The sequence below is a fragment of the Streptomyces sp. NPDC045846 genome (assembly GCF_056431605.1).
On record NZ_JBWKKJ010000002.1, the window covers coordinates 115403 to 133762 of the forward strand.

Here is an 18360-nt window from a genome sequence, read left to right on the forward strand (position 1 = left end):
GACCACCCGGGGACGCCACCCATGTCCCCGGGGGCGCTTTAACCGGCTGACCGCCGGTGGCACTCCATCCACATCCGGGGGGATCAGGACCTGATCCGTCGCTTCGTGACCGAGGCGGACGGGTCAGCATGGAGAAAGGCGCACCACCATGACCTCAGCGCAGGTCGACAAGCACGACGACCGTCCTGCCGGCAATGAGGCCGCGGGGACCGCCCACGGTTCTGGCGAGGGCGAGGGTTACCAGCGGGGCCTCGGCGCCCGGCAGATCCAGATGATCGCGATCGGCGGTGCCATCGGCACCGGCCTCTTCCTCGGCGCGGGCAAGGCCATCTCGAAGGCCGGCCCCAGCCTCATCCTGGCCTACGCCATCGCCGGCCTGGTCATCTTCTTCATCATGCGCGCGCTCGGCGAGCTGCTCATGTACCGCCCGGTGTCGGGCTCCTTCTCGGAGTACGCCCGTGAGTTCGTCGGCCCGTTCTGGGGCTTCGTGACCGGCTGGACGTACTGGCTCTTCTGGGTCGTCACCGGCATCACCGAAGTCACCGCGGCCGCCCAGTACATGTCCTTCTGGACCCACGGCAGCATTCCGCAGTGGGCCTACGCGCTGATCTTCACGCTCATCCTGTACGCCGTGAACCTCATCTCCGTGAAGCTCTTCGGCGAGCTGGAGTTCTGGTTCTCCATGGTCAAGGTGACCGCCATCGTCGGCATGATCCTGATCTGCGCCGGCATCCTGACCGTCGGCTTCTCGGACGCCGCGGACACCGCCACCGTCGCCAACCTCTGGAACGACGGCGGGTTCTTCCCCAAGGGCATCGGCGGCACGCTGATGACGCTCCAGATCGTCATGTTCGCCTTCCTCGCCGTCGAGCTGGTCGGTGTGACCGCGGGCGAGTCCAAGGACCCCGAGAAGACCCTGCCCAAGGCCATCAACACCGTGCCGTGGCGCATCGCCGTCTTCTACATCGGCGCCCTGATCATGATCCTCTCGGTCGTCCCGTGGCACGAGTTCCAGCCGGGCGTGAGCCCCTTCGTCGCGGCCTTCCAGAAGATGGGCCTCGGCATCGGCGCGGGCATCGTCAACTTCGTCGTGCTGACCGCCGCGCTGTCCTCCTGCAACTCGGGCATGTACTCCACCGGCCGCATGCTGCGCGACCTCGCGCTCAACGGCCAGGGCCCCAAGGTCTTCACCAAGCTGACCAGGAGCGGCACTCCGCTGGTGGGCACCTCGGTCTCCGCCGGGCTCATGCTGGTCGGCGTGTGGATCAACTACGTGGCGCCCGGCAAGGCCTTCGACTACGTGGTCTCCTTCGCCACCATCTCCGGCATGTGGGCCTGGATCATGATCCTGGTCTGCCAGATCCGCTACCGCCGCCTGGCGAACACCGGGGCCCTGCCGCAGTCGAGCTTCCGCGCCCCCGGCGCCCCGTACACCAGCTGGTTCGCGCTGCTCTTCATCTTCATGGTCATCGTGATGATGGGCATCGACAAGGACTCCCGCGTCTCGCTGTACTGCGCGCCGCTGTGGGCCCTGATCCTCGGCGTCTCCTACCTGGTCCTCAAGGCCAAGAACCCGGAGAACAAGGCGTTCGCGAAGCGCACGTGAGTCTCTGACCTGGTAGTTCTCAGCATTCGGGCCGCTTTGTATCGACACTCGATACGGGGCGGCCCGTCTGCTTATCCTTGCCGACATGCTGACCATCACCCAGGCCCTGTACGACCAGCTCGTGGCGCACGCCCGCGCCGACCACCCCGACGAGGCGTGCGGTGTGGTCGCGGGCCCGGCGGGCACTGGCCGCGCCGAGCGCTTCATCCCTATGCTGAACGCGGCCCGCTCGCCCACGTTCTACGAGTTCGACTCGCAGGACCTGCTCAAGCTGTACCGGGAGATGGACGACCGCGACGAGGAGCCGGTGATCGTCTACCACTCCCACACCGCGACCGAGGCCTACCCCTCGCGCACGGACGTGACGTACGCGAACGAGCCGGGCGCGCACTACGTCCTGGTGTCGACGGCGGACGCGGACGGCGCGGGAGAGTTCCAGTTCCGCTCGTACCGCATCGTGGACGGCGTGATCACGGAGGAAGACGTAAGGGTCGTAGAGGCGTACTGACGGATACTCGCGCATACTGTCCGTACGCAATCTCGATCATGGGGCGGCAGGACCCAGGAAGCCGGTGCGAATCCGGCACGGTCCCGCCACTGTGACCGGCGCCCCCGCGGGCGCCGGAAGCCAGGAACTGACCTGCCGCCTTCTCCCGACGACAGGGGACGTGGAAATCCCCTTGGAGGAGCTCCGTCATGCTCTGGCGCCGCGCGGCACTCGCCGCCGCCCTGCTGTTCCCGCTCGCCGCCTGCACCACCCAGGCGAAGCCCGAAGCCGCCGGGAGCGCCGCCCCCGGCTTCCCGTACACGGTCACCAACTGCGGCGTGACCACCACCTTCACCGCGCCCCCGAAGCGCGCGGTGACGATGAACCAGCACGCCACCGAGGTGATGCTGGAGCTCGGCCTCGCCAAGTCCCTCGCGGGGACGGCCTACTTGGACGACCAGGTGCTGCCGAAGTACGCGGCGGACTACCGCTCGGCTCCGGTCCTGGCCGCCGAGTACCCCTCGTACGAGAAGCTCCTCTCGGCCAACCCGGACTACGTGTACGGCGGCTACGCCTCCGCCTTCGCGGCGAACGAGGGGCGCGGGCGCGAGGCCCTGGCCAAGAGCGGCATCAAGTCCCGCCTCAACGTCGAGAACTGCCCCAAGGGCCCCACGACCACGATGGACGACGTGTACCAGGAGGTCCGCGAGGTCGGCCGGACCTTCGGGGTGGCCGACCGCGCCGAGGCCTGGGTCCGCGCGGCCGAGGCCACGAACGCGCGGACGCGGAAGGAGCGCGAGGGCGCCGCACCGGTCTCCGTCTTCGTCTACGACAGCGGCGACAAGACGGCGTTCACGGTGGGCGGCAAGGGCATCGGCAACGACATCGTCACCCGGGCCGGCGGCCGCAACATCGTGGCCGGTGACCTCAAGGACAAATCCTTCGGCGACGCGAGCTGGGAGAACGTGGTGGCCCGCGCGCCCGAGGTCATCCTGATCCTCGACTACGGCGGCACGAGCGTGGAGGCCAAGAAGAAGCGCCTGCGTGACGACCCGGCCCTCGCCTCCGTCCCCGCCGTCAAGAACGGCCGCTTCGCCGTCCTGCCCCTCTCCGACATGGTGACCGGCGTCCGGGCGCCGGACGCGGTGGCCAAGCTGGCCGCGCAGCTGCGCGCCGGGGCGGCCCGGTGAGGACGCCCGCACCCGAAGACCCGGGGCGCCGCCCCCGGAGCGGGCGCACGGCCTCGCGGTGGCGCCGCGCCACGCTCGTCGGCGTGCTCACCCTCGTGCTGCTGGCCGCCGCCGTGGCCGGGCTCGCGCTCGGGTCGGTGCGGATCCCCGCCGCCCAGGTGCTGGGGATCGTCACCGGGACCGCGGAGCCCGGCCCGTACCGGACCATCGTGCTCGACGTGCGGCTGCCCCGCGTCGTGCTCGGCGCCGTCACCGGCGCGGGCCTCGCCGTCATCGGCACCGTGCTCCAGGCCCTCGTACGCAACCCGCTCGCCGACCCCTTCCTGCTCGGCGTCTCCAGCGGGGCCTCCGCCGGGGCCGTCGCCGTGATCGTCCTCGGGGTGGGCGCGGGCGTCGCCACCACCGTCGCGCTGCCCGCCGCCGCCTTCGCCGGGGCGCTCGCCGCGCTGGTCCTCGTGTACGCACTCGCCGGACGCGGCGGCGCCATGACCGGCGGCCGCCTCGTGCTCGCCGGGGTCGCCGTCTCCTACGTCCTGTCCGCGCTCACCAGCCTGATCCTGGTCACCTCGGCGAGCGCCGAACACGTCCAGGAGGTCATGCACTGGACGCTCGGGGGGCTCGGCGGCGCCCGCTGGGACATGCTCGCCCTGCCCGCCGCCGCCCTCACCCTGGGCACCCTCGTCCTGATCGCGCTGGCCCGCCCGCTCGACCTGCTGCTCGTAGGCGAGGAGGGCGCCACCGTGCTCGGCCTGGACACCGGCCGCTTCCGCGCGGGCGTCTTCGTGCTCGCCTCGCTGCTCACCGGCGTCCTCGTCGCCCACACCGGCGCGATCGGCTTCGTCGGCCTGATGGTCCCGCACGCCGCCCGCATGGCCGTCGGCGCCGCCCACCGCACCCTGCTCCCCGTCGCGGCCCTCGGCGGCGCCGCCTTCCTCGTCCTCGCCGACCTCGCGGCCCGCACCGTCGCCGCCCCGCAGGACATCCCCGTCGGCGTGCTCACCGCGCTCACCGGCGGGCCGTTCTTCCTCTGGATGCTGCGCGGCCGCCGGGCCCGCGCGGAAGGCAGCCCCGCATGACGACCCTGCGCATCGAGTCCCTCGGCCACACCACGCCCCAGGGCCGCACCCTGCTCCACGACATCACCCTGGAGGCCGCCGACGGCGAGACCGTGGGCCTGGTCGGCCCCAACGGCAGCGGCAAGACGACCCTGCTGCGCTGCGTCCACGGCACCCTGCGCCCCACCGCCGGGCGCGTCCTGCTCGACGGCGGCGACCTGCACGCCCTGCCGGTCAAGGCGCGCGCCCGGCGCATCGCGACCGTCCCGCAGGACTTCGGCGCCGGAGCCGTCGAGCTGACCGTCCGCGAGATCGTCGCCATGGGCCGCTCCCCGCACCACCGCTTCTGGGAGGCGGACACCGCCGCCGACGACGCCCTCGTGCGCGAGGCGCTCGCCCGGGTCGGGATCGCCGGGCTCGCCGACCGCTCCTTCCCGTCCCTGTCCGGCGGCGAACGCCAGCGCGCCCTGGTCGCCCGGGCCCTCGTGCAGCAGCCGGACGTCGTCGTCCTGGACGAGCCGACCAACCACCTCGACATCCGCTACCAGCTCGAAGTCCTTTCTCTGGTAAGGGAGTTGGGCACCCTCAACCTGCTCGCCCTGCACGACCTGAACCTCGCCGCGTACTACTGCGACCGGATCTGCGTCCTGGCGGGCGGCCGCGTCGTCGCCTCGGGCCCGCCCGCCGAGGTCCTGACCCCGGACCTCCTGCGCGAGGTGTACGGGGTGAACGCCGAGGTGGGCGTCCACCCGGCCACCGGAGCGCCGACCGTCGTCTACCTGCCCCCGCCCCGGGCCGCACGGGCGCCCACGGCGGCCAAGGCCACATCCTGAGCGGTATCCGTCCAGGATGCGAGATCACATTCCGGGAAGCGGACCGGGAATCTATACGATGACCCCATGGTTTCGAACGACGTGAGCGACAAGACGCCGAGCAGCGGCCCCGCCCTGCTGCTCGTGGCGCGGCTGCACGTCGACCTGTGCCGTCTCGCCAGCGCGATCTGTACGGCCCGCGCAGCCGCCGTCTGACGCCGCGCGCGACCCGCACCAACGCACCACCGCACGCCCCGGGCGTGCGGCGCGCGGACCCGAGCCCAACCCGCGCCCACCTGCCTCTTCCTTCCGATCAGGAGCCCACGCCATGGCCATCGAGGTCCGCATCCCGACCATCCTCCGCACCTACACCGACGGCGCCAAGGCCGTCGAGGGCAGCGGCGCCACCCTCGCCGACCTCTTCAACGACCTCGACGCCCGGCACACCGGCATCCGGGAGCGCCTCGTCGACGCGGCGAACGGCGACAACCTGCGCCGCTTCGTGAACGTGTACCTCAACGACGAGGACGTCCGCTTCCTGGACGGCATCAACACCAAGCTGGCCGACGGCGACAACGTCACGATCCTGCCCGCCGTCGCAGGAGGATCCGCCGCGGCGCAGCCGCGTCCGGCCGGGTGGCGGGCCGGGGCCGTCTGACATGCGCTACGACTCCCCGCTCGCCGCGGTCGGCAACACCCCGCTGGTCCGCCTCCCGCGCCTGTCCCCCGCGGACGACGTACGGATCTGGGCCAAGCTGGAGGACCGCAACCCGACCGGTTCGATCAAGGACCGGCCGGCCCTCCACATGGTCGAACAGGCCGAGAAGGACGGCCGGTTGACGCCGGGCTGCACCATCCTGGAGCCCACCAGCGGCAACACCGGCATCTCGCTCGCGATGGCCGCGAAGCTCAAGGGCTACCGCATCGTGTGCGTGATGCCGGAGAACACCTCCCAGGAGCGCCGCGACCTGCTCGCGATGTGGGGCGCCGAGATCGTCTCCTCCCCGGCGGCGGGCGGCTCCAACACGGCCGTACGGGTCGCCAAGGAGCTGGCCGGGCAGAACCCGTCCTGGGTGATGCTCTACCAGTACGGAAACCCGGACAACGCGGGCGCCCACTACGCCACGACGGGCCCGGAGATCCTCACCGACCTGCCCTCCATCACCCACTTCGTGGCGGGCCTCGGCACCACCGGAACGCTGATGGGCGTCGGCCGCTACCTGCGCGAGAACGTCCCCGGCATCCAGATCGTCGCGGCCGAACCGCGCTACGACGACCTCGTCTACGGCCTGCGCAACCTCGACGAGGGCTTCGTGCCCGAGCTGTACGACGCCTCCGTGCTGACCACCCGCTTCTCGGTCGGCTCGGCCGACGCGGTGACCCGCACCCGCGAGCTGCTGCAACAGGAGGGCATCTTCGCGGGCGTCTCCACGGGTGCCGCCCTGCACGCGGCGATCGGGGTCGGCAGGAAGGCCGTCAAGGCGGGCACCCCCGCCGACATCGTCTTCGTCGTCGCCGACGGAGGCTGGAAGTACCTGTCGACCGGCGTCTACACCGCGCCCACCACCGAGGCCGCGATCGAGACCCTGCACGGCCAGCTCTGGGCCTGAGCGCTGCGGTGCGCCTTCCGGGAGGGGCCGGGCCGCGTCACCCCGCCAGGTGGCGGACCTGGTCCCACAGGGTCGGGTCCACCACCCCCACCCGGCGGCGGAACGCCCACGCCCCCACCTCGCGCAGCTCGTCGGTCTCCAGGAAGCTCGGCCGTCCGTGCGCGTCGGCCACCGTGCCGGGCGGCAGCGGAATGACCCCGGCCCGCTCGTCGTGGTACTTGCTGGTGATCTTCGCGACGGTCACCGCCTCGCCCCGCACCCGCAGCACCAGACACGGCCGGTCCTTGCCGCCCGGGACATCCTCGTAGGGCACCTCCGCCCACCAGATCTCCCCGGCCTTCGGCAGCCGCCCGGGCGTCCGCTCCGGCCCGGCCGGACGGCCCGGCGGACGCGCCCGCCCACCCGGCCGGCGCCGCGAACGCCCGCGCCCGTCCATCAGAGCCGCGACGGCCGCGAGGGCCACCACGGCCCCCAGCGCCAGCCACCACGACGTGTCCATATCCCAGACGTTACCGGCGCACCACCCAGCGCGCGCGCTCCATGGCAACACCATCCGAACCGGTGACAGCGCAGGTGAGTTCCCCCACAACGGCCCGCTCCAAAGGAGCGAGAGGCCTTGTGGCGCCTTACGCTCAACCCACCGCAGCCCTTCCCCGCGGCCGCCCCGCCCGCCCTCCCACCACCCCTCAACGACAGGCTTCGCCTGGCCCCTGCCTTCCGGAGGTTCGCGCTCCATGAAGCTCACCGTCGTCGGCTGCTCCGGGTCGTTCCCCTCCGCGGAATCGGCCTGCTCCAGCTACCTCGTCGAGGCAGACGGCTTCCGGCTGCTCCTCGACATGGGCAACGGGGCCCTCGGCGAGCTGCAGCGCCACATCGGCCTGTACGACCTGGACGCGATCTTCCTTTCGCACCTGCACGCCGACCACTGCATCGACATGTGCGGCTACTTCGTCGCCCGCTACTACCGCCACGAGGGCGGCCGCTGCGCGCCAATGCCGGTGTACGCGCCGGAGGGCGCCGAGCAGCGCCTGACCACGGCGTACGCCGACACCCCCTCCGCGTCCTCGATGAGCGAGGTCTTCGACTTCCACACCCTGAAGCCGGGCTCGTTCGACATCGGCCCCTTCTCGGTGCGGACGGAGCGGGTCTGCCACCCCGTCGAGGCCTACGCCCTCCGGGTCGAGCACGCCGGGCGCGTGCTCACCTACTCCGGGGACACCGGGCCCTGCGCCGCCCTCGACGAACTGGCCGAGGGCGCCGACCTGTTCCTGTGCGAGGCCTCCTTCACGTACGGCAAGGAGGACATCCCGGAGCTGCACCTCAACGGCCGCGAGGCCGGCGAGCACGCCGCCCGCGCGGGCGCCGGGCGCCTGGTCCTCACGCACATCCCGCCGTGGACGGACGGCGAGGCCAACCTCGCGGACGCCCGCGCGGTCTACTCCGGCCCGACGGACCTGGCCGCGCCGGGGGCGGTGTACGAGGTCTGAGCCCGCGCCCCCTTTGGTTTTCGCCATACGAAAGGCCCCCGGAACCTCGCGGTTCCGGGGGCCTTCGTCAAGGCGCCGAGGGCTTACGCCTTCGTGAGGTCCTCGACCTCTTCCTCGGGCTCACGGCCCGGGGTGGTGAGGTTGAACTTGGTGATCACGAAGCGGAAGACCACGTAGTAGATCACTCCGAAGACCAGGCCGACGGGGATGATGATCCAAGGCTTGGTCGCCAGGTTCCAGTTCAGCAGGTAGTCGATGGCGCCTGCCGAGAAGGTGAAGCCTGCGTGCACACCGAGCGCCCAGGTCACGACCATGGAGACGGCGGTCAGGACCGCGTGGAGCGCGTACAGCAGCGGCGCGATGAACATGAACGAGAACTCGATCGGCTCGGTCACGCCGGTGACGAACGAGGTCAGCGCCAGCGACATCATCATGCCCATCACGGCCTTGCGGCGCTCGGGGCGGGCGGAGTGCGCGATGGCGAGCGCGGCGGCCGGAAGGCCGAACATCATGATCGGGAAGAAGCCCGACATGAACTGTCCGGCGGTCGGGTCACCGGCGAAGAAGCGGGTCAGGTCACCGTGGACGATGGAGCCGTCGGGCTTGGTGAAGTCACCGATCTGGAACCACGAGACGGTGTTGACGAACTGGTGCATGCCGATGGGCAGCAGACCGCGGTTGATCAGACCGAAGACGCCGGCGCCTGCAGCGCCCAGGCCGGTGATCCACTCGCCGAAGCTGGTGATGACGTTGCCGATCGGCTCCCAGCCGATGGCCACGAGGATGCCGAGCGCCGTGCCGACGAAGGCCATGATGATCGGGACGAGACGGCGGCCGTTGAAGAAGCCGAGCCAGTCAACGAGCTTGGTGCGGTGGAACTTCTGCCACAGCACCGCGGTCAGCAGGCCGAGGATGATGCCACCCAGTACACCCGGGTTCTGGAAGGTGGCCGCGGTGACCTGGCCGTCCTTCAGGTAGGCACCGCCGAACAGGCCGGTACTGGTGAACTTGGCGCCGTCCACGGGGATCGGGAACTGGTGGATCACGGCGAAGTAGGTGAGGAAGCCGACGACCGCCGCGAGTGCGGTGGAACCGTCCGCCTTCTTGGCGAAGCCGATGGCGACACCGATGCAGAACAGCAGGGGCAGGCCGAACGAGGCGTCGAGCAGGGCGCCACCGGCACCCCCGAAGACCTTGGCGACCTTGTCCCAGCCGAGACCGTCGGCACCGAACACGTCGGGCTGGCCGAGCCGGAGCAGAATGCCCGCGGCGGGCAGGACGGCGATCGGCAGCTGCAAGCTGCGGCCGACCTTCTGCAGACCCTGGAACAGACCGGAGCCCCGCTTCTTCGCGGGCGCCGCCGTAGCGGTGGCCGTACTCATCAACATCCTCCAGTAGGCAAGGCGCCGCCCGGGGGCATGGGAAAATACGGGGGGACGGCGGCGTCTCGGGGGGAACGCGGTCAAGCCCGCGTGGTCTACACCAATGAGTGGTGTAGACCAGTTGTAGCACGGTGAGGGATAGATAAGGAACCTTCGTTTTTTGTGGTGTGGGCCATACCCGGCAATACGGGCAACACCGACACCGCGCCGTGACCTCGCCGTAGCCGCACCGAGGCGTGACGACGCGCCGAGGCCCCCGGGCCGAAAGGGGTCCGAGGGCCTCGCGGGACCGGACCGAAAGGCCCGGCGTGCAACGCGACTCCGAGGCCGAAAGGCCCGGCGCGCGACGGGGGAGGGCTACGCCTTGACGTTCTCCTTCTCCAGCTCGTCCTCGTCCGGCTCCCGCCCCGGCGTCGGCAGGTTGAACTTGGTGATCGCGAAGCGGAACACCGCGTAGTAGACGACGGCGAAGCACAACCCGACCGGGATGATCAGCCAGGGTTTGGTCGCCAGGCTCCAGTTGATGACGTAGTCGATCAGACCGGCCGAGAAACTGAAGCCGTCCTTGATGCCGAGCCCCCAACTCACCGCCATGGAAACGCCGGTGAGCACCGCGTGGATCGCGTACAGCAGCGGGGCGATGAAGACGAAGGAGTACTCGATCGGCTCGGTGATGCCCGTGACGAACGAGGTCAGGCCGACCGAGAGCATCATGCCGCCGACCTCCTTGCGGCGGTGCGGCTTGGCGCAGTGCGCGATCGCCAGGGCCGCCGCGGGCAGCGCGAACATCATGATGGGGAAGAAGCCGGTCTGGAACTGGCCCGCCGTCGGGTCGCCCGCCAGGAAGCGCGGGATGTCACCGTGCACGACCGTGCCGTCGGCCTTGGTGAAGTCGCCGAACTGGAACCAGATGAAGGTGTTCAGGAACTGGTGCATGCCGATCACCAGGAGCGCGCGGTTGGCCACGCCGAAGATGCCGGAACCGGCCGCGCCCAGGTCGACGAGCCACTTGCTGAAGCTGGTCAGCGCGTCGCCGACCGGCGGCCACACCCACAGGCACAGCACCGAGAACACGATCGCGATTCCGGCCATGATGATCGGCACGAGTCGGCGCCCGTTGAAGAAGCCGAGCCAGTCGACCAGCTTCGTACGGTGGAAGCGCTGCCAGAAGTACGCGGTCAGCAGGCCCATCACGATGCCGCCGAAGACGCCCGGGTTCTGGTAGGTGGCCAGCACCGCCGTGCCGTCCTTGGCGACGCACGCGCCCGCCGCCAGCGTGGCCCCGGCGGCGCAGTCCTTGGGGAACTGCTGGAGCACGCCGTAGTAGACGAGGAATCCGGCCACCGCGGCCAGCGCGGTCGAACCGTCCGCCTTCTTCGCCATGCCGATCGCGACGCCCACGCAGAACAGCAGGGGCAGCCCGAGCGAACCGTTGAGCAGGGCGCCGCCCGCGCCCGCGAACACCTTGGCCACGTCGTTCCAGCCGAGCCCGGTCTTGCCGAACACGTCGTCCTGGCCGAGCCGGTTGAGGATGCCCGCCGCGGGCAGCACGGCGATCGGCAACTGGAGGCTGCGGCCCATCTTCTGCAGACCCTGGAACAGCCCGTTCCACCACTTGGGCTGCGGTACTGCGGCCGCACTGCTGGCGCTCATCGGCAACCTCCTGGCTTGCGGAACAAGCCGGCTCGGACGGTCGTTGCACACTGGTGTAGACCAGTTGCGGTATCGTCCGGAGGGGCCCTCGCGAGGGCATGGCTCCGGTGATCGCCATCCTTGGCCAGGCAGAATGCGCCCGCGCGCATAGCTGGGCCAAACGTGGGTTACCGTGACAAAGCGGACCTACCGTGGGCCGACACAGCGTTCTTCACGAACCAGGAGAGACACATGGCCAGCAAGGCTGAGAAGATCGTCGCCGGCCTCGGCGGTATCGAGAACATCGAAGAGGTCGAAGGCTGCATCACGCGCCTGCGCACCGAGGTCATCGACCCGAGCAAGGTCGACGAGGCCGCCCTCAAGGCCGCCGGCGCCCACGGTGTCGTCAAGATGGGCACCGCGGTCCAGGTCGTCATCGGCACCGACGCCGACCCGATCGCCGCGGACATCGAAGACATGATGTGAGCGACCCGCTCAGCGAAAGGCCCCCTCCCCGACCAGGAGGGGGCCTTTCGCGTCTTCCGGGAACGCGGCCCCGCCCGGACCAACGACCCACCACCGAACGGGTGCCCGGGCGCGGCCCCGGAGCCCGCGCCGCCACGGGCTAGGCTCAAGGGCATGTCTCGAATCGACGGCCGCACCCCCGAACAGCTCCGCCCCGTCACCATCGAACGCGGATGGAGCAAGCACGCCGAGGGCTCCGTCCTCATCTCCTTCGGTGACACCAAGGTCTTCTGCACCGCCTCCGTCACCGAAGGCGTCCCCCGCTGGCGCAAGGGCAGCGGCGAAGGCTGGGTCACCGCCGAGTACTCGATGCTGCCCCGCTCCACCAACACCCGCGGCGACCGCGAATCCGTGCGCGGCAAGATCGGCGGCCGCACCCACGAGATCTCCCGCCTCATCGGCCGCTCCCTGCGCGCCGTCATCGACTACAAGGCGCTCGGCGAGAACACCATCGTCCTGGACTGCGACGTCCTCCAGGCCGACGGCGGCACCCGCACCGCCGCCATCACCGGCGCCTACGTCGCCCTCGCCGACGCCATCACCTGGGCCCAGGGCAAGAAGCTCGTCAAGCACGGCCGCAAGCCGCTGACCGGCACCGTCTCCGCCGTCTCCGTCGGCATCGTCGACGGCGCCCCCCTGCTCGACCTCTGCTACGAGGAGGACGTCCGCGCCGAGACCGACATGAACGTCGTCTGCACCGGCGACGGCCGCTTCGTCGAGGTCCAGGGCACCGCCGAGGCCGAGCCCTTCGACCGCAAGGAACTGAACGCCCTCCTCGACCTCGCCACCGGCGGCTGCGCCGACCTCGCCGCCCTCCAACTCCGCGCCCTGGCCGCGGTGTCGGGAGAGTAAGGAAGCAACCAAGGGGAACGCTCCCCGCGTCACCACGAGTACGGGCGCCCGGGCCGACCGCGCGCCCGTCCGTCGCTTCCGGAGCCCTTTCCGGAGCACCTGGGGGAGGACCCGACCGATGCGCCGAACCGTGCTCGCCGTCGCCACCGCGGCCCTGGCCGTCACCGTCACCGCGGGCTGCGGGGCCGTCGACAAGGCCATGGACTGCGTCAAGACCGCGGACGCCATCGGCAGCAGCGTCGACAACCTCGGCAAGGCCGTCGGCAACGCCACCGACGATCCCACCCGGGCCGACCGGGCGCTCGACGACATCGACAAAGAGCTGTCGTCCCTGAAGAACAAGACGGGCGACGCCGACCTGTCCAAGGCCGTCGACGACCTCAACAAGGCCGTCGGCAACGTCCGTACGGCCATCAGGAACGGCGACCACACCCCCGACATCAGCGGCGTCAGCGACGCGGCCAAGGAGGTCGGCAAGGTCTGCACGCCGTGAGGCCCGGGGCGGTGCGCACCCTCGCTCCCCCGATACTGGGACCATGACGCGCCTGATCCTCGCCACCCGCAACGCCGGCAAAATCACCGAACTCCACGCCATCCTGGCCGCGGCCGGGCTGCCGCACGAACTCGTGGGCGCCGACGCGTACCCCGAGGTCCCCGACGTCAAGGAGACCGGCGTCACCTTCGCCGAGAACGCCCTCCTCAAGGCGCACGCGCTGGCCCGGGCCACCGGCCTGCCCGCCGTCGCCGACGACTCCGGCCTCTGCGTGGACGTCCTCAACGGCGCCCCCGGCATCTTCTCGGCCCGCTGGTCCGGCACCCACGGCGACGACCGGGCCAACCTGGACCTCCTGCTCGCCCAGCTCTCCGACATCGCCGACGAACACCGCGCCGCCCACTTCGCCTGCGCGGCGGCCCTCGCCCTGCCCGACGGCACCGAGCGCGTGGTGGAGGGCCGCCTCCTGGGCACCCTGCGCCACGCCCCGGCCGGAGCGGGCGGCTTCGGCTACGACCCGATCCTCCAGCCGGAGGGCGAGACGCGCACGTGCGCGGAACTGACGCCGGACGAGAAGAACGCGATCAGCCACCGCGGCCAGGCCTTCCGCGCGCTGGTACCGGTGGTGCGGGAGCTGTTGGGCTGAGACGCGCGAAAGGGCGCCCCGGTGTCCGGGGCGCCCTTTCGTCGTGGTGCGGCCGATGGGATTCGAACCCACATGGGCGAAACGCCCAGAGGCACCTAAAACCTCCGCTTATACCATTCAGCAACGGCCGCCAGCCGCCTGCCATGGTACTGGCAAGCAGCCGATCCGGCGCAGGAGTTCTCGCCTCGGGCGCTCAGCCGGACCGTACTGCCGGGGCGGGTGCTCAGATGCCCAGGTCCTTGATGATCTTGGCCACGTGGCCGGTCGCCTTCACGTTGTACAGGGCGCGCTCCACCTTCCCCGCTTCGTCCACGACGACCGTGGAGCGGATGACCCCGGTGACCGTCTTGCCGTACAGCTTCTTCTCGCCGTACGCCCCGTACGCCTCCAGGACCTCCTTCGAGGGGTCGCCCACCAGCGTGACCTTGAGGGACTCCTTCTCGCGGAACTTCGCCAGCTTCTCCGGCTTGTCCGGGGAGACGCCGATGACGTCGTAACCGGCGCCCGCGAGCAGCTCCAGGTTGTCCGTGAAGTCGCACGCCTGCTTGGTGCAGCCGGGGGTCAGGGCGGCCGGGTAGAAGTAGACGATGACCTTGCGGCCCTTGTGTGCGGCGAGCGAGACCTCGTTGCCGTCGGCGTCGGGCAGGGTGAAGGCGGGGGCGGTGTCGCCGGGCTGAAGTCGCTCGCTCATGGGAATTCCTCCGGAAGGCCGAGGGTGGGGCGTACACCGACAGAGCCTAATGGGGGCCTGTGACAGTGCGGGGGCGGCAGAGCTGACAGACTGTGGATGACGGATGACCCCATACGACCACCGGAGGCGGCGCAGTGTCGGATGCCAGGACCCCTGCGCAGATCGAGGCGGACATCAGGAGCCGGCGGGACCAGCTCGCGGTGACCCTCGACGAGATCGGGGTGCGGCTGCACCCGTCCACGATCGTCGGCGATGCCAAGGCCAGGTTCGCCTCGGCCGTGGACCACACGGCGGGCCGGGCCTATGTCGCGGTGAACCGCACGGTGAGCGACGTGAAGGCGCAGTTCGTGTCCGAGGACGGGGCGCCCCGCGTGGAGCGGATCGTGCCGGTCGCGCTCGTCGCGGTCGGCCTGGTGGGGCTGCTCGCGCTGTCGGCGAGGAAACGGCGGGCCTGACCCTTCGGCGTACGTCCGGCGCCGGGCCGGGTAGGTTCGACCCGTGAGCGAGAACACCCACGACAAGCTGCCCATCCGGATGCTGCACGACCGTGTGCTGGTCCGGTCAGACACCCCCGAGGGCGAGCGGCGTTCGGGCGGCGGCATCCTCATTCCGGCCACCGCCGCCGTCGGTAAACGGCTGGCCTGGGCGGAGGTGGTCGCGGTGGGCCAGAACGTGCGCACCGTGGAGCCGGGCGACCGGGTCCTGTACGACCCCGAGGACCGGGCCGAGGTGGAGGTGCGGGGCGTCGCGTACGTGCTGATGCGCGAGCGCGACCTGCACGCCGTGGCCTCCGAGCGGGTGTCGGTGGACGCCACCGGCCTGTACCTGTAACCCCGCCGCACATAGGGCTGGTGACCACGGTCACCAGCCCTTTCGCATGCCCTTTGCTACCGTGGTGGGACCCCGACGAGACGCGTCGTACCGGGTCAGGACAAGACGACGCACCCCGTATGTGTTCGCGTCTTTCGGAGGTGCCGTCATGGCATGGGTCCTGCTCGTCGTCGCCGGTCTGCTCGAAGTGGGCTGGTCGATCGGGATGAAGTACACCGACGGTTTCACCCGGCTCGTGCCCAGTGTGCTCACGGGCGCCGGGATCGTCGCTTCGATGCTGCTGCTCTCGCAGGCCGCCAAGACGCTGCCGATCGGCACCGCGTACGGCGTGTGGGTCGGGATCGGCGCGGCCGGTGCGGCGGTGCTCGGCATGGTGGTGCTCGGCGAGCCGGCCACCGCCGCCCGGATCTTCTTCGTCTGCCTGCTCCTGGTCGCGGTCGTCGGCCTGAAGGCGACGAGCGGGCACTGAGCGGGGCGCGGGAAGCGCCGTAAGGGGAGCGCGGCGCGGAGCCGGGACTTACGGGCTTCTCGGGCCGCGGGGGCGGTCGGCGAGGCCCGTGGTGGTGCCGCCCGTTCCGGCGGTCGTGCCGGTGTTGGTGGCGCCGCCGTTGTCGGTGCCCCCGGTGTTGGTGCCTCCGTCGGTGGCGCCGCCCTGGGTCTGGCCCTGCGTCTGGCCTTGATTGAGGCCGGCGTTGGTGCTGCCGCCGTTGTCGGCGCCGCCCTGCGTCTGCCCCTGGGTGGGGCCCTGGGTCTGGCCCTGCGTCTGCCCCTGGTTGCGCCCGCCGGTCTGGCCCTGGTTCTGGCCTTGGGTCTGGCCCTGGTTGCGGCCGCCGGTCCGGCCCTGGTCCTGGCCCTGCGTCTGTCCTTGGTTCTGCCCCTGGGTCTGTCCCTGGTCGCGGCCGGGTGTCTGCGACTGGAACGGGTTCGGGGCGGGGGGCTCGACGGGGACGTTCGCGCCGTCCTGGAGTTCCAGGTCGAAGTCCTTGGCGTCGCTGCCCCGGAGGGCGCCCTTGGTGTACTGGGCCCAGATCTGCGCGGGCGGTCCGCCGCCGTTCATGCGGGGGAAGCCGAGGGCCCCGTACAGCGGCTGCTGCACCGCCGTGTCGGGGTCGGCGCCCATCAGCGCGACCACGGTGGCCAGGTCGGGGGTGTAGCCCGCGAACCAGGCGGCCTTGTCCTGTTCGGCGGTGCCGGTCTTGCCCGCGGCGGGCCGCCCCGCGGCCTGCGCGGCGGTGCCGGTGCCGCCCTCGACGACGCTCTGGAGCATGGACGTCGTGGTGTCGGCGGCCTCGCGGCTGACGGCCTGCTTGTCGTCCTGCGAGGGCAGTTCGGTCTTCTCGCCGTCCTTGGTGACCGATTCTACCATCGTGTACGTGCCGTGGCGGCCGTGGCCCGCGAGCGTCGCGTACGCCTGGGTCATGTCGAGCACGCTCGCCGTGGCCGGGCCGAGCGCGATCGAGGGGGAGGCGGTGAGGTCGGGGGTGTCGGCGGGGATGCCGAGGTCGACGGCGGTCTGCTTGACCTTGGAGGGGCCGACGTCGACGGCCATCTGCGCGTACACGGCGTTGACGGACTTGTCGGTGGCGGTGCGCACGGTGATCTGCCCGTAGGAGGCGTCGTCCTCGTTGGCGGGCGCGTAGCTGCCGCCGTCCCAGCCCTGGACGGGGCGCTTGTTGGTGCCGTCGTAGACGGTGTTGGGGGTGATGGTGCGGCCGTCCTGGGTCTTGGAGCCGTTGACGACCGCGGAGGTGAAGACGAACGGCTTGAAGGTGGAGCCCACTTGGAAGTCGCGCCGGGTGGCGTTGTTGACGTACTGCTTGGTGTAGTCGCTGCCGCCGTACATCGCGAGGACCTTGCCGGTCGCCGGGTCGATGGAAGCGCCGCCCACGCGGACGTTGCGGTCGGCCTTGCGGTCGGTGCTCAGCTTGGAGTTGACCGTGTCGTCGACGGCCTTCACGAAGGCGTCCTGCTTGTCCTTCTGGAGGGTGGTGGTGATGCGGTAGCCGCCGGTCGCGAGGGTGTTCTCCTCGATGATCTTGTTGCTGGTGAGGTAGTCCTTGACGGCCTCCACGAGATAGCCGCGCTGGCCCGCGAGACCGGCCCGCGGCTTGACCTTTCCGGGGACGGGGAAGGTGGTCGCGGCCCGCTCGGAGGGGCCGAGCCACTTCTTCTTGACCATGCCGTCGAGCACGTAGTTCCAGCGCGCGAGGGCCCTCGGCTTGTTCTCCGGGTGGGCGATCACGTCGTACGCGCTGGGGGAGTTGAGCAGGGAGGCGAGGTAGGCGCCCTCGGCGGTGGTGAGCTTCTCGACGTCCTTGCTGTAGTACGCCTGGGAGGCGGCCTGGATGCCGTAGGCGTTGCGGCCGAAGTAGCTGGTGTTCAGATATCCGGCCAGGATGTCCTCCTTGGTCTCCTCGCGATTGAGTTTGATCGCGATGAAGAACTCCTTCACCTTGCGGGTGACGGTCTGTTCCTGGCCCAGGTAGTAGTTCTTGACGTACTGCTGGGTGATGGTGGAGCCGCCCTGGGTGCCCTTGCCGGTGAGCGTGTTCCAGGCGGCGCGGACCATGGCCTTGGGGTCGACGGCGCGCTCGGAGTAGAAGTCCCGGTCCTCGGCGGCCAGTACGGCGCGCTGCACGGTGAGCGGGACCTGGGAGAGCTGGACGTTCTCGCGGTTGATCTCCCCGTCGGAGGCGAGCTGGGTGCCGTCGGCGTACAGGAAGACGTTGGACTGGGCGGTGGCCCCGGCGTTGGCGGCCGGGATCGACACGAGCGTGTAGCCGGCGATGAATCCGCCGATGAGCAGCAGGGCGCAGAGCAGGAAGAGGCCGAGCACCACGCGCCAGCGGGGCACGAAGCGGCGCCATCCGGTCCGCCGGGGCCGCTTGCCGTCGCCCGGGGGCGGCCCGCCGGGCGACGCGCCGTCCTGGCCGCCGTCCGCCGCGTCGGCGGCCCGCGGTGCGGGCCCTTCGGCGGCGGGGTCCCGGGGCGCCCACTTCTGCGGCGCCTCGTGTCCGGGTTGCGCGGGCTCCGGCTGCTCGTCGTCGCTCATGTCTCTCCG

21 protein-coding genes, 1 tRNA gene and 2 riboswitches are annotated in these 18360 nt (G+C 70.7%); of the genes, 16 read left to right on the plus strand and 6 right to left on the minus strand.

Going from position 1 to position 18360, the window contains the following annotated elements:
* Positions 1-148 precede the first annotated feature (148 nt).
* The 8 genes from AC07F3_RS05515 (at position 149) to AC07F3_RS05550 (ending at position 6760) form a co-directional block, all read left to right on the plus strand.
* On the plus strand, positions 149-1606 hold the full coding sequence (locus AC07F3_RS05515) for an amino acid permease (RefSeq protein ID WP_479110770.1): 1458 nt from the start codon (positions 149-151) through the stop codon (positions 1604-1606).
* An 85-nt stretch (positions 1607-1691) separates the two neighbouring features.
* Positions 1692-2114, plus strand: coding sequence for a M67 family metallopeptidase (locus tag AC07F3_RS05520; protein WP_479110771.1), 423 nt, complete (start codon positions 1692-1694; stop codon positions 2112-2114).
* 31 nt (positions 2115-2145) lie between these two features.
* A riboswitch (cobalamin riboswitch) is annotated at positions 2146-2264 on the plus strand.
* A 38-nt stretch (positions 2265-2302) separates the two neighbouring features.
* Complete coding sequence (locus tag AC07F3_RS05525; protein WP_479110773.1) at positions 2303-3283, plus strand: ABC transporter substrate-binding protein; 981 nt, start codon at positions 2303-2305, stop codon at positions 3281-3283.
* 83 nt (positions 3284-3366) lie between these two features.
* Positions 3367-4359: a FecCD family ABC transporter permease gene (locus AC07F3_RS05530; RefSeq protein ID WP_479110775.1), complete on the plus strand. Its 993-nt coding sequence runs from the start codon at positions 3367-3369 to the stop codon at positions 4357-4359.
* Positions 4356-5171: an ABC transporter ATP-binding protein gene (locus tag AC07F3_RS05535; RefSeq protein ID WP_479110777.1), complete on the plus strand. Its 816-nt coding sequence runs from the start codon at positions 4356-4358 to the stop codon at positions 5169-5171. Before AC07F3_RS05530 ends, AC07F3_RS05535 begins: the two co-directional genes overlap by 4 nt.
* A gap of 66 nt (positions 5172-5237) precedes the next feature.
* The gene (locus AC07F3_RS05540) at positions 5238-5366 is read left to right on the plus strand and encodes a putative leader peptide (protein ID WP_264198279.1); all 129 of its coding nucleotides are present in this window, start codon (positions 5238-5240) and stop codon (positions 5364-5366) included.
* Between the two features lie 112 nt (positions 5367-5478).
* Positions 5479-5808: a MoaD/ThiS family protein gene (locus AC07F3_RS05545; protein ID WP_479110779.1), complete on the plus strand. Its 330-nt coding sequence runs from the start codon at positions 5479-5481 to the stop codon at positions 5806-5808.
* A gap of 1 nt (position 5809) precedes the next feature.
* Complete coding sequence (locus tag AC07F3_RS05550; protein ID WP_479110781.1) at positions 5810-6760, plus strand: PLP-dependent cysteine synthase family protein; 951 nt, start codon at positions 5810-5812, stop codon at positions 6758-6760.
* Positions 6761-6797: 37 nt separating this feature from the next.
* Here the strand turns inward: AC07F3_RS05550 and AC07F3_RS05555 are convergent, their stop codons facing one another.
* Positions 6798-7259, minus strand: coding sequence for a type II toxin-antitoxin system PemK/MazF family toxin (locus tag AC07F3_RS05555; RefSeq protein ID WP_479110783.1), 462 nt, complete (start codon positions 7257-7259; stop codon positions 6798-6800).
* Between the two features lie 235 nt (positions 7260-7494).
* Between AC07F3_RS05555 and AC07F3_RS05560 the strand changes: the two genes are divergently transcribed.
* The gene (locus AC07F3_RS05560) at positions 7495-8247 is read left to right on the plus strand and encodes an MBL fold metallo-hydrolase (RefSeq protein ID WP_479110785.1); all 753 of its coding nucleotides are present in this window, start codon (positions 7495-7497) and stop codon (positions 8245-8247) included.
* An 83-nt stretch (positions 8248-8330) separates the two neighbouring features.
* On the opposite strand, the gene AC07F3_RS05565 is transcribed toward AC07F3_RS05560, so the two are convergent.
* A complete protein-coding gene (locus tag AC07F3_RS05565) occupies positions 8331-9629 on the minus strand; it encodes a PTS transporter subunit EIIC (protein WP_479110787.1) in 1299 nt (432 codons plus the stop codon).
* Between the two features lie 357 nt (positions 9630-9986).
* Positions 9987-11282 carry a PTS transporter subunit EIIC gene (locus tag AC07F3_RS05570; RefSeq protein WP_479110789.1) on the minus strand — a complete coding sequence of 432 codons (1296 nt, stop codon included), beginning with the start codon at positions 11280-11282 and terminating at the stop codon, positions 9987-9989.
* Between the two features lie 231 nt (positions 11283-11513).
* On the opposite strand from AC07F3_RS05570, the gene AC07F3_RS05575 reads away from it, so the two are divergent.
* From AC07F3_RS05575 to rdgB, 4 genes are all read left to right on the plus strand, one after another.
* A complete protein-coding gene (locus AC07F3_RS05575) occupies positions 11514-11747 on the plus strand; it encodes a PTS sugar transporter subunit IIB (RefSeq protein WP_053729485.1) in 234 nt (77 codons plus the stop codon).
* A 153-nt stretch (positions 11748-11900) separates the two neighbouring features.
* A complete protein-coding gene (gene rph, locus AC07F3_RS05580; protein ID WP_479110792.1) occupies positions 11901-12638 on the plus strand; it encodes a ribonuclease PH in 738 nt (245 codons plus the stop codon).
* Positions 12639-12756: 118 nt separating this feature from the next.
* Complete coding sequence (locus AC07F3_RS05585; protein ID WP_479110794.1) at positions 12757-13131, plus strand: hypothetical protein; 375 nt, start codon at positions 12757-12759, stop codon at positions 13129-13131.
* A 43-nt stretch (positions 13132-13174) separates the two neighbouring features.
* On the plus strand, positions 13175-13777 hold the full coding sequence (rdgB, locus tag AC07F3_RS05590) for an RdgB/HAM1 family non-canonical purine NTP pyrophosphatase (RefSeq protein ID WP_479110796.1): 603 nt from the start codon (positions 13175-13177) through the stop codon (positions 13775-13777).
* A 44-nt stretch (positions 13778-13821) separates the two neighbouring features.
* On the opposite strand, the gene AC07F3_RS05595 is transcribed toward rdgB, so the two are convergent.
* Together AC07F3_RS05595 and bcp are read right to left on the minus strand one after the other, a co-directional pair.
* Positions 13822-13908, minus strand: a tRNA-Leu gene (locus tag AC07F3_RS05595).
* A 92-nt stretch (positions 13909-14000) separates the two neighbouring features.
* Positions 14001-14468 carry a thioredoxin-dependent thiol peroxidase gene (gene bcp / locus AC07F3_RS05600; RefSeq protein ID WP_189966275.1) on the minus strand — a complete coding sequence of 156 codons (468 nt, stop codon included), beginning with the start codon at positions 14466-14468 and terminating at the stop codon, positions 14001-14003.
* 134 nt (positions 14469-14602) lie between these two features.
* Here bcp and AC07F3_RS05605 point away from each other — a divergent pair, with 134 nt between their 5' ends.
* The 3 genes from AC07F3_RS05605 to AC07F3_RS05615 all read left to right on the plus strand — a co-directional run bounded on the left by AC07F3_RS05605 (position 14603) and on the right by AC07F3_RS05615 (position 15768).
* Positions 14603-14923 carry a DUF3618 domain-containing protein gene (locus AC07F3_RS05605; RefSeq protein WP_114036653.1) on the plus strand — a complete coding sequence of 107 codons (321 nt, stop codon included), beginning with the start codon at positions 14603-14605 and terminating at the stop codon, positions 14921-14923.
* 43 nt (positions 14924-14966) lie between these two features.
* Positions 14967-15299, plus strand: a complete 333-nt coding sequence (locus tag AC07F3_RS05610) for a GroES family chaperonin (protein ID WP_114036654.1) — start codon at positions 14967-14969, stop codon at positions 15297-15299.
* Positions 15300-15343: 44 nt separating this feature from the next.
* A riboswitch (guanidine-III (ykkC-III) riboswitch) is annotated at positions 15344-15414 on the plus strand.
* A gap of 33 nt (positions 15415-15447) precedes the next feature.
* The gene (locus AC07F3_RS05615) at positions 15448-15768 is read left to right on the plus strand and encodes a DMT family transporter (RefSeq protein ID WP_053729493.1); all 321 of its coding nucleotides are present in this window, start codon (positions 15448-15450) and stop codon (positions 15766-15768) included.
* A gap of 48 nt (positions 15769-15816) precedes the next feature.
* Here AC07F3_RS05615 and AC07F3_RS05620 read toward each other — a convergent pair whose 3' ends face one another.
* Entirely contained in the window at positions 15817-18351 is a 2535-nt protein-coding gene (locus AC07F3_RS05620) for a transglycosylase domain-containing protein (RefSeq protein ID WP_479110799.1), read from the minus strand.
* Positions 18352-18360 lie beyond the last annotated feature (9 nt).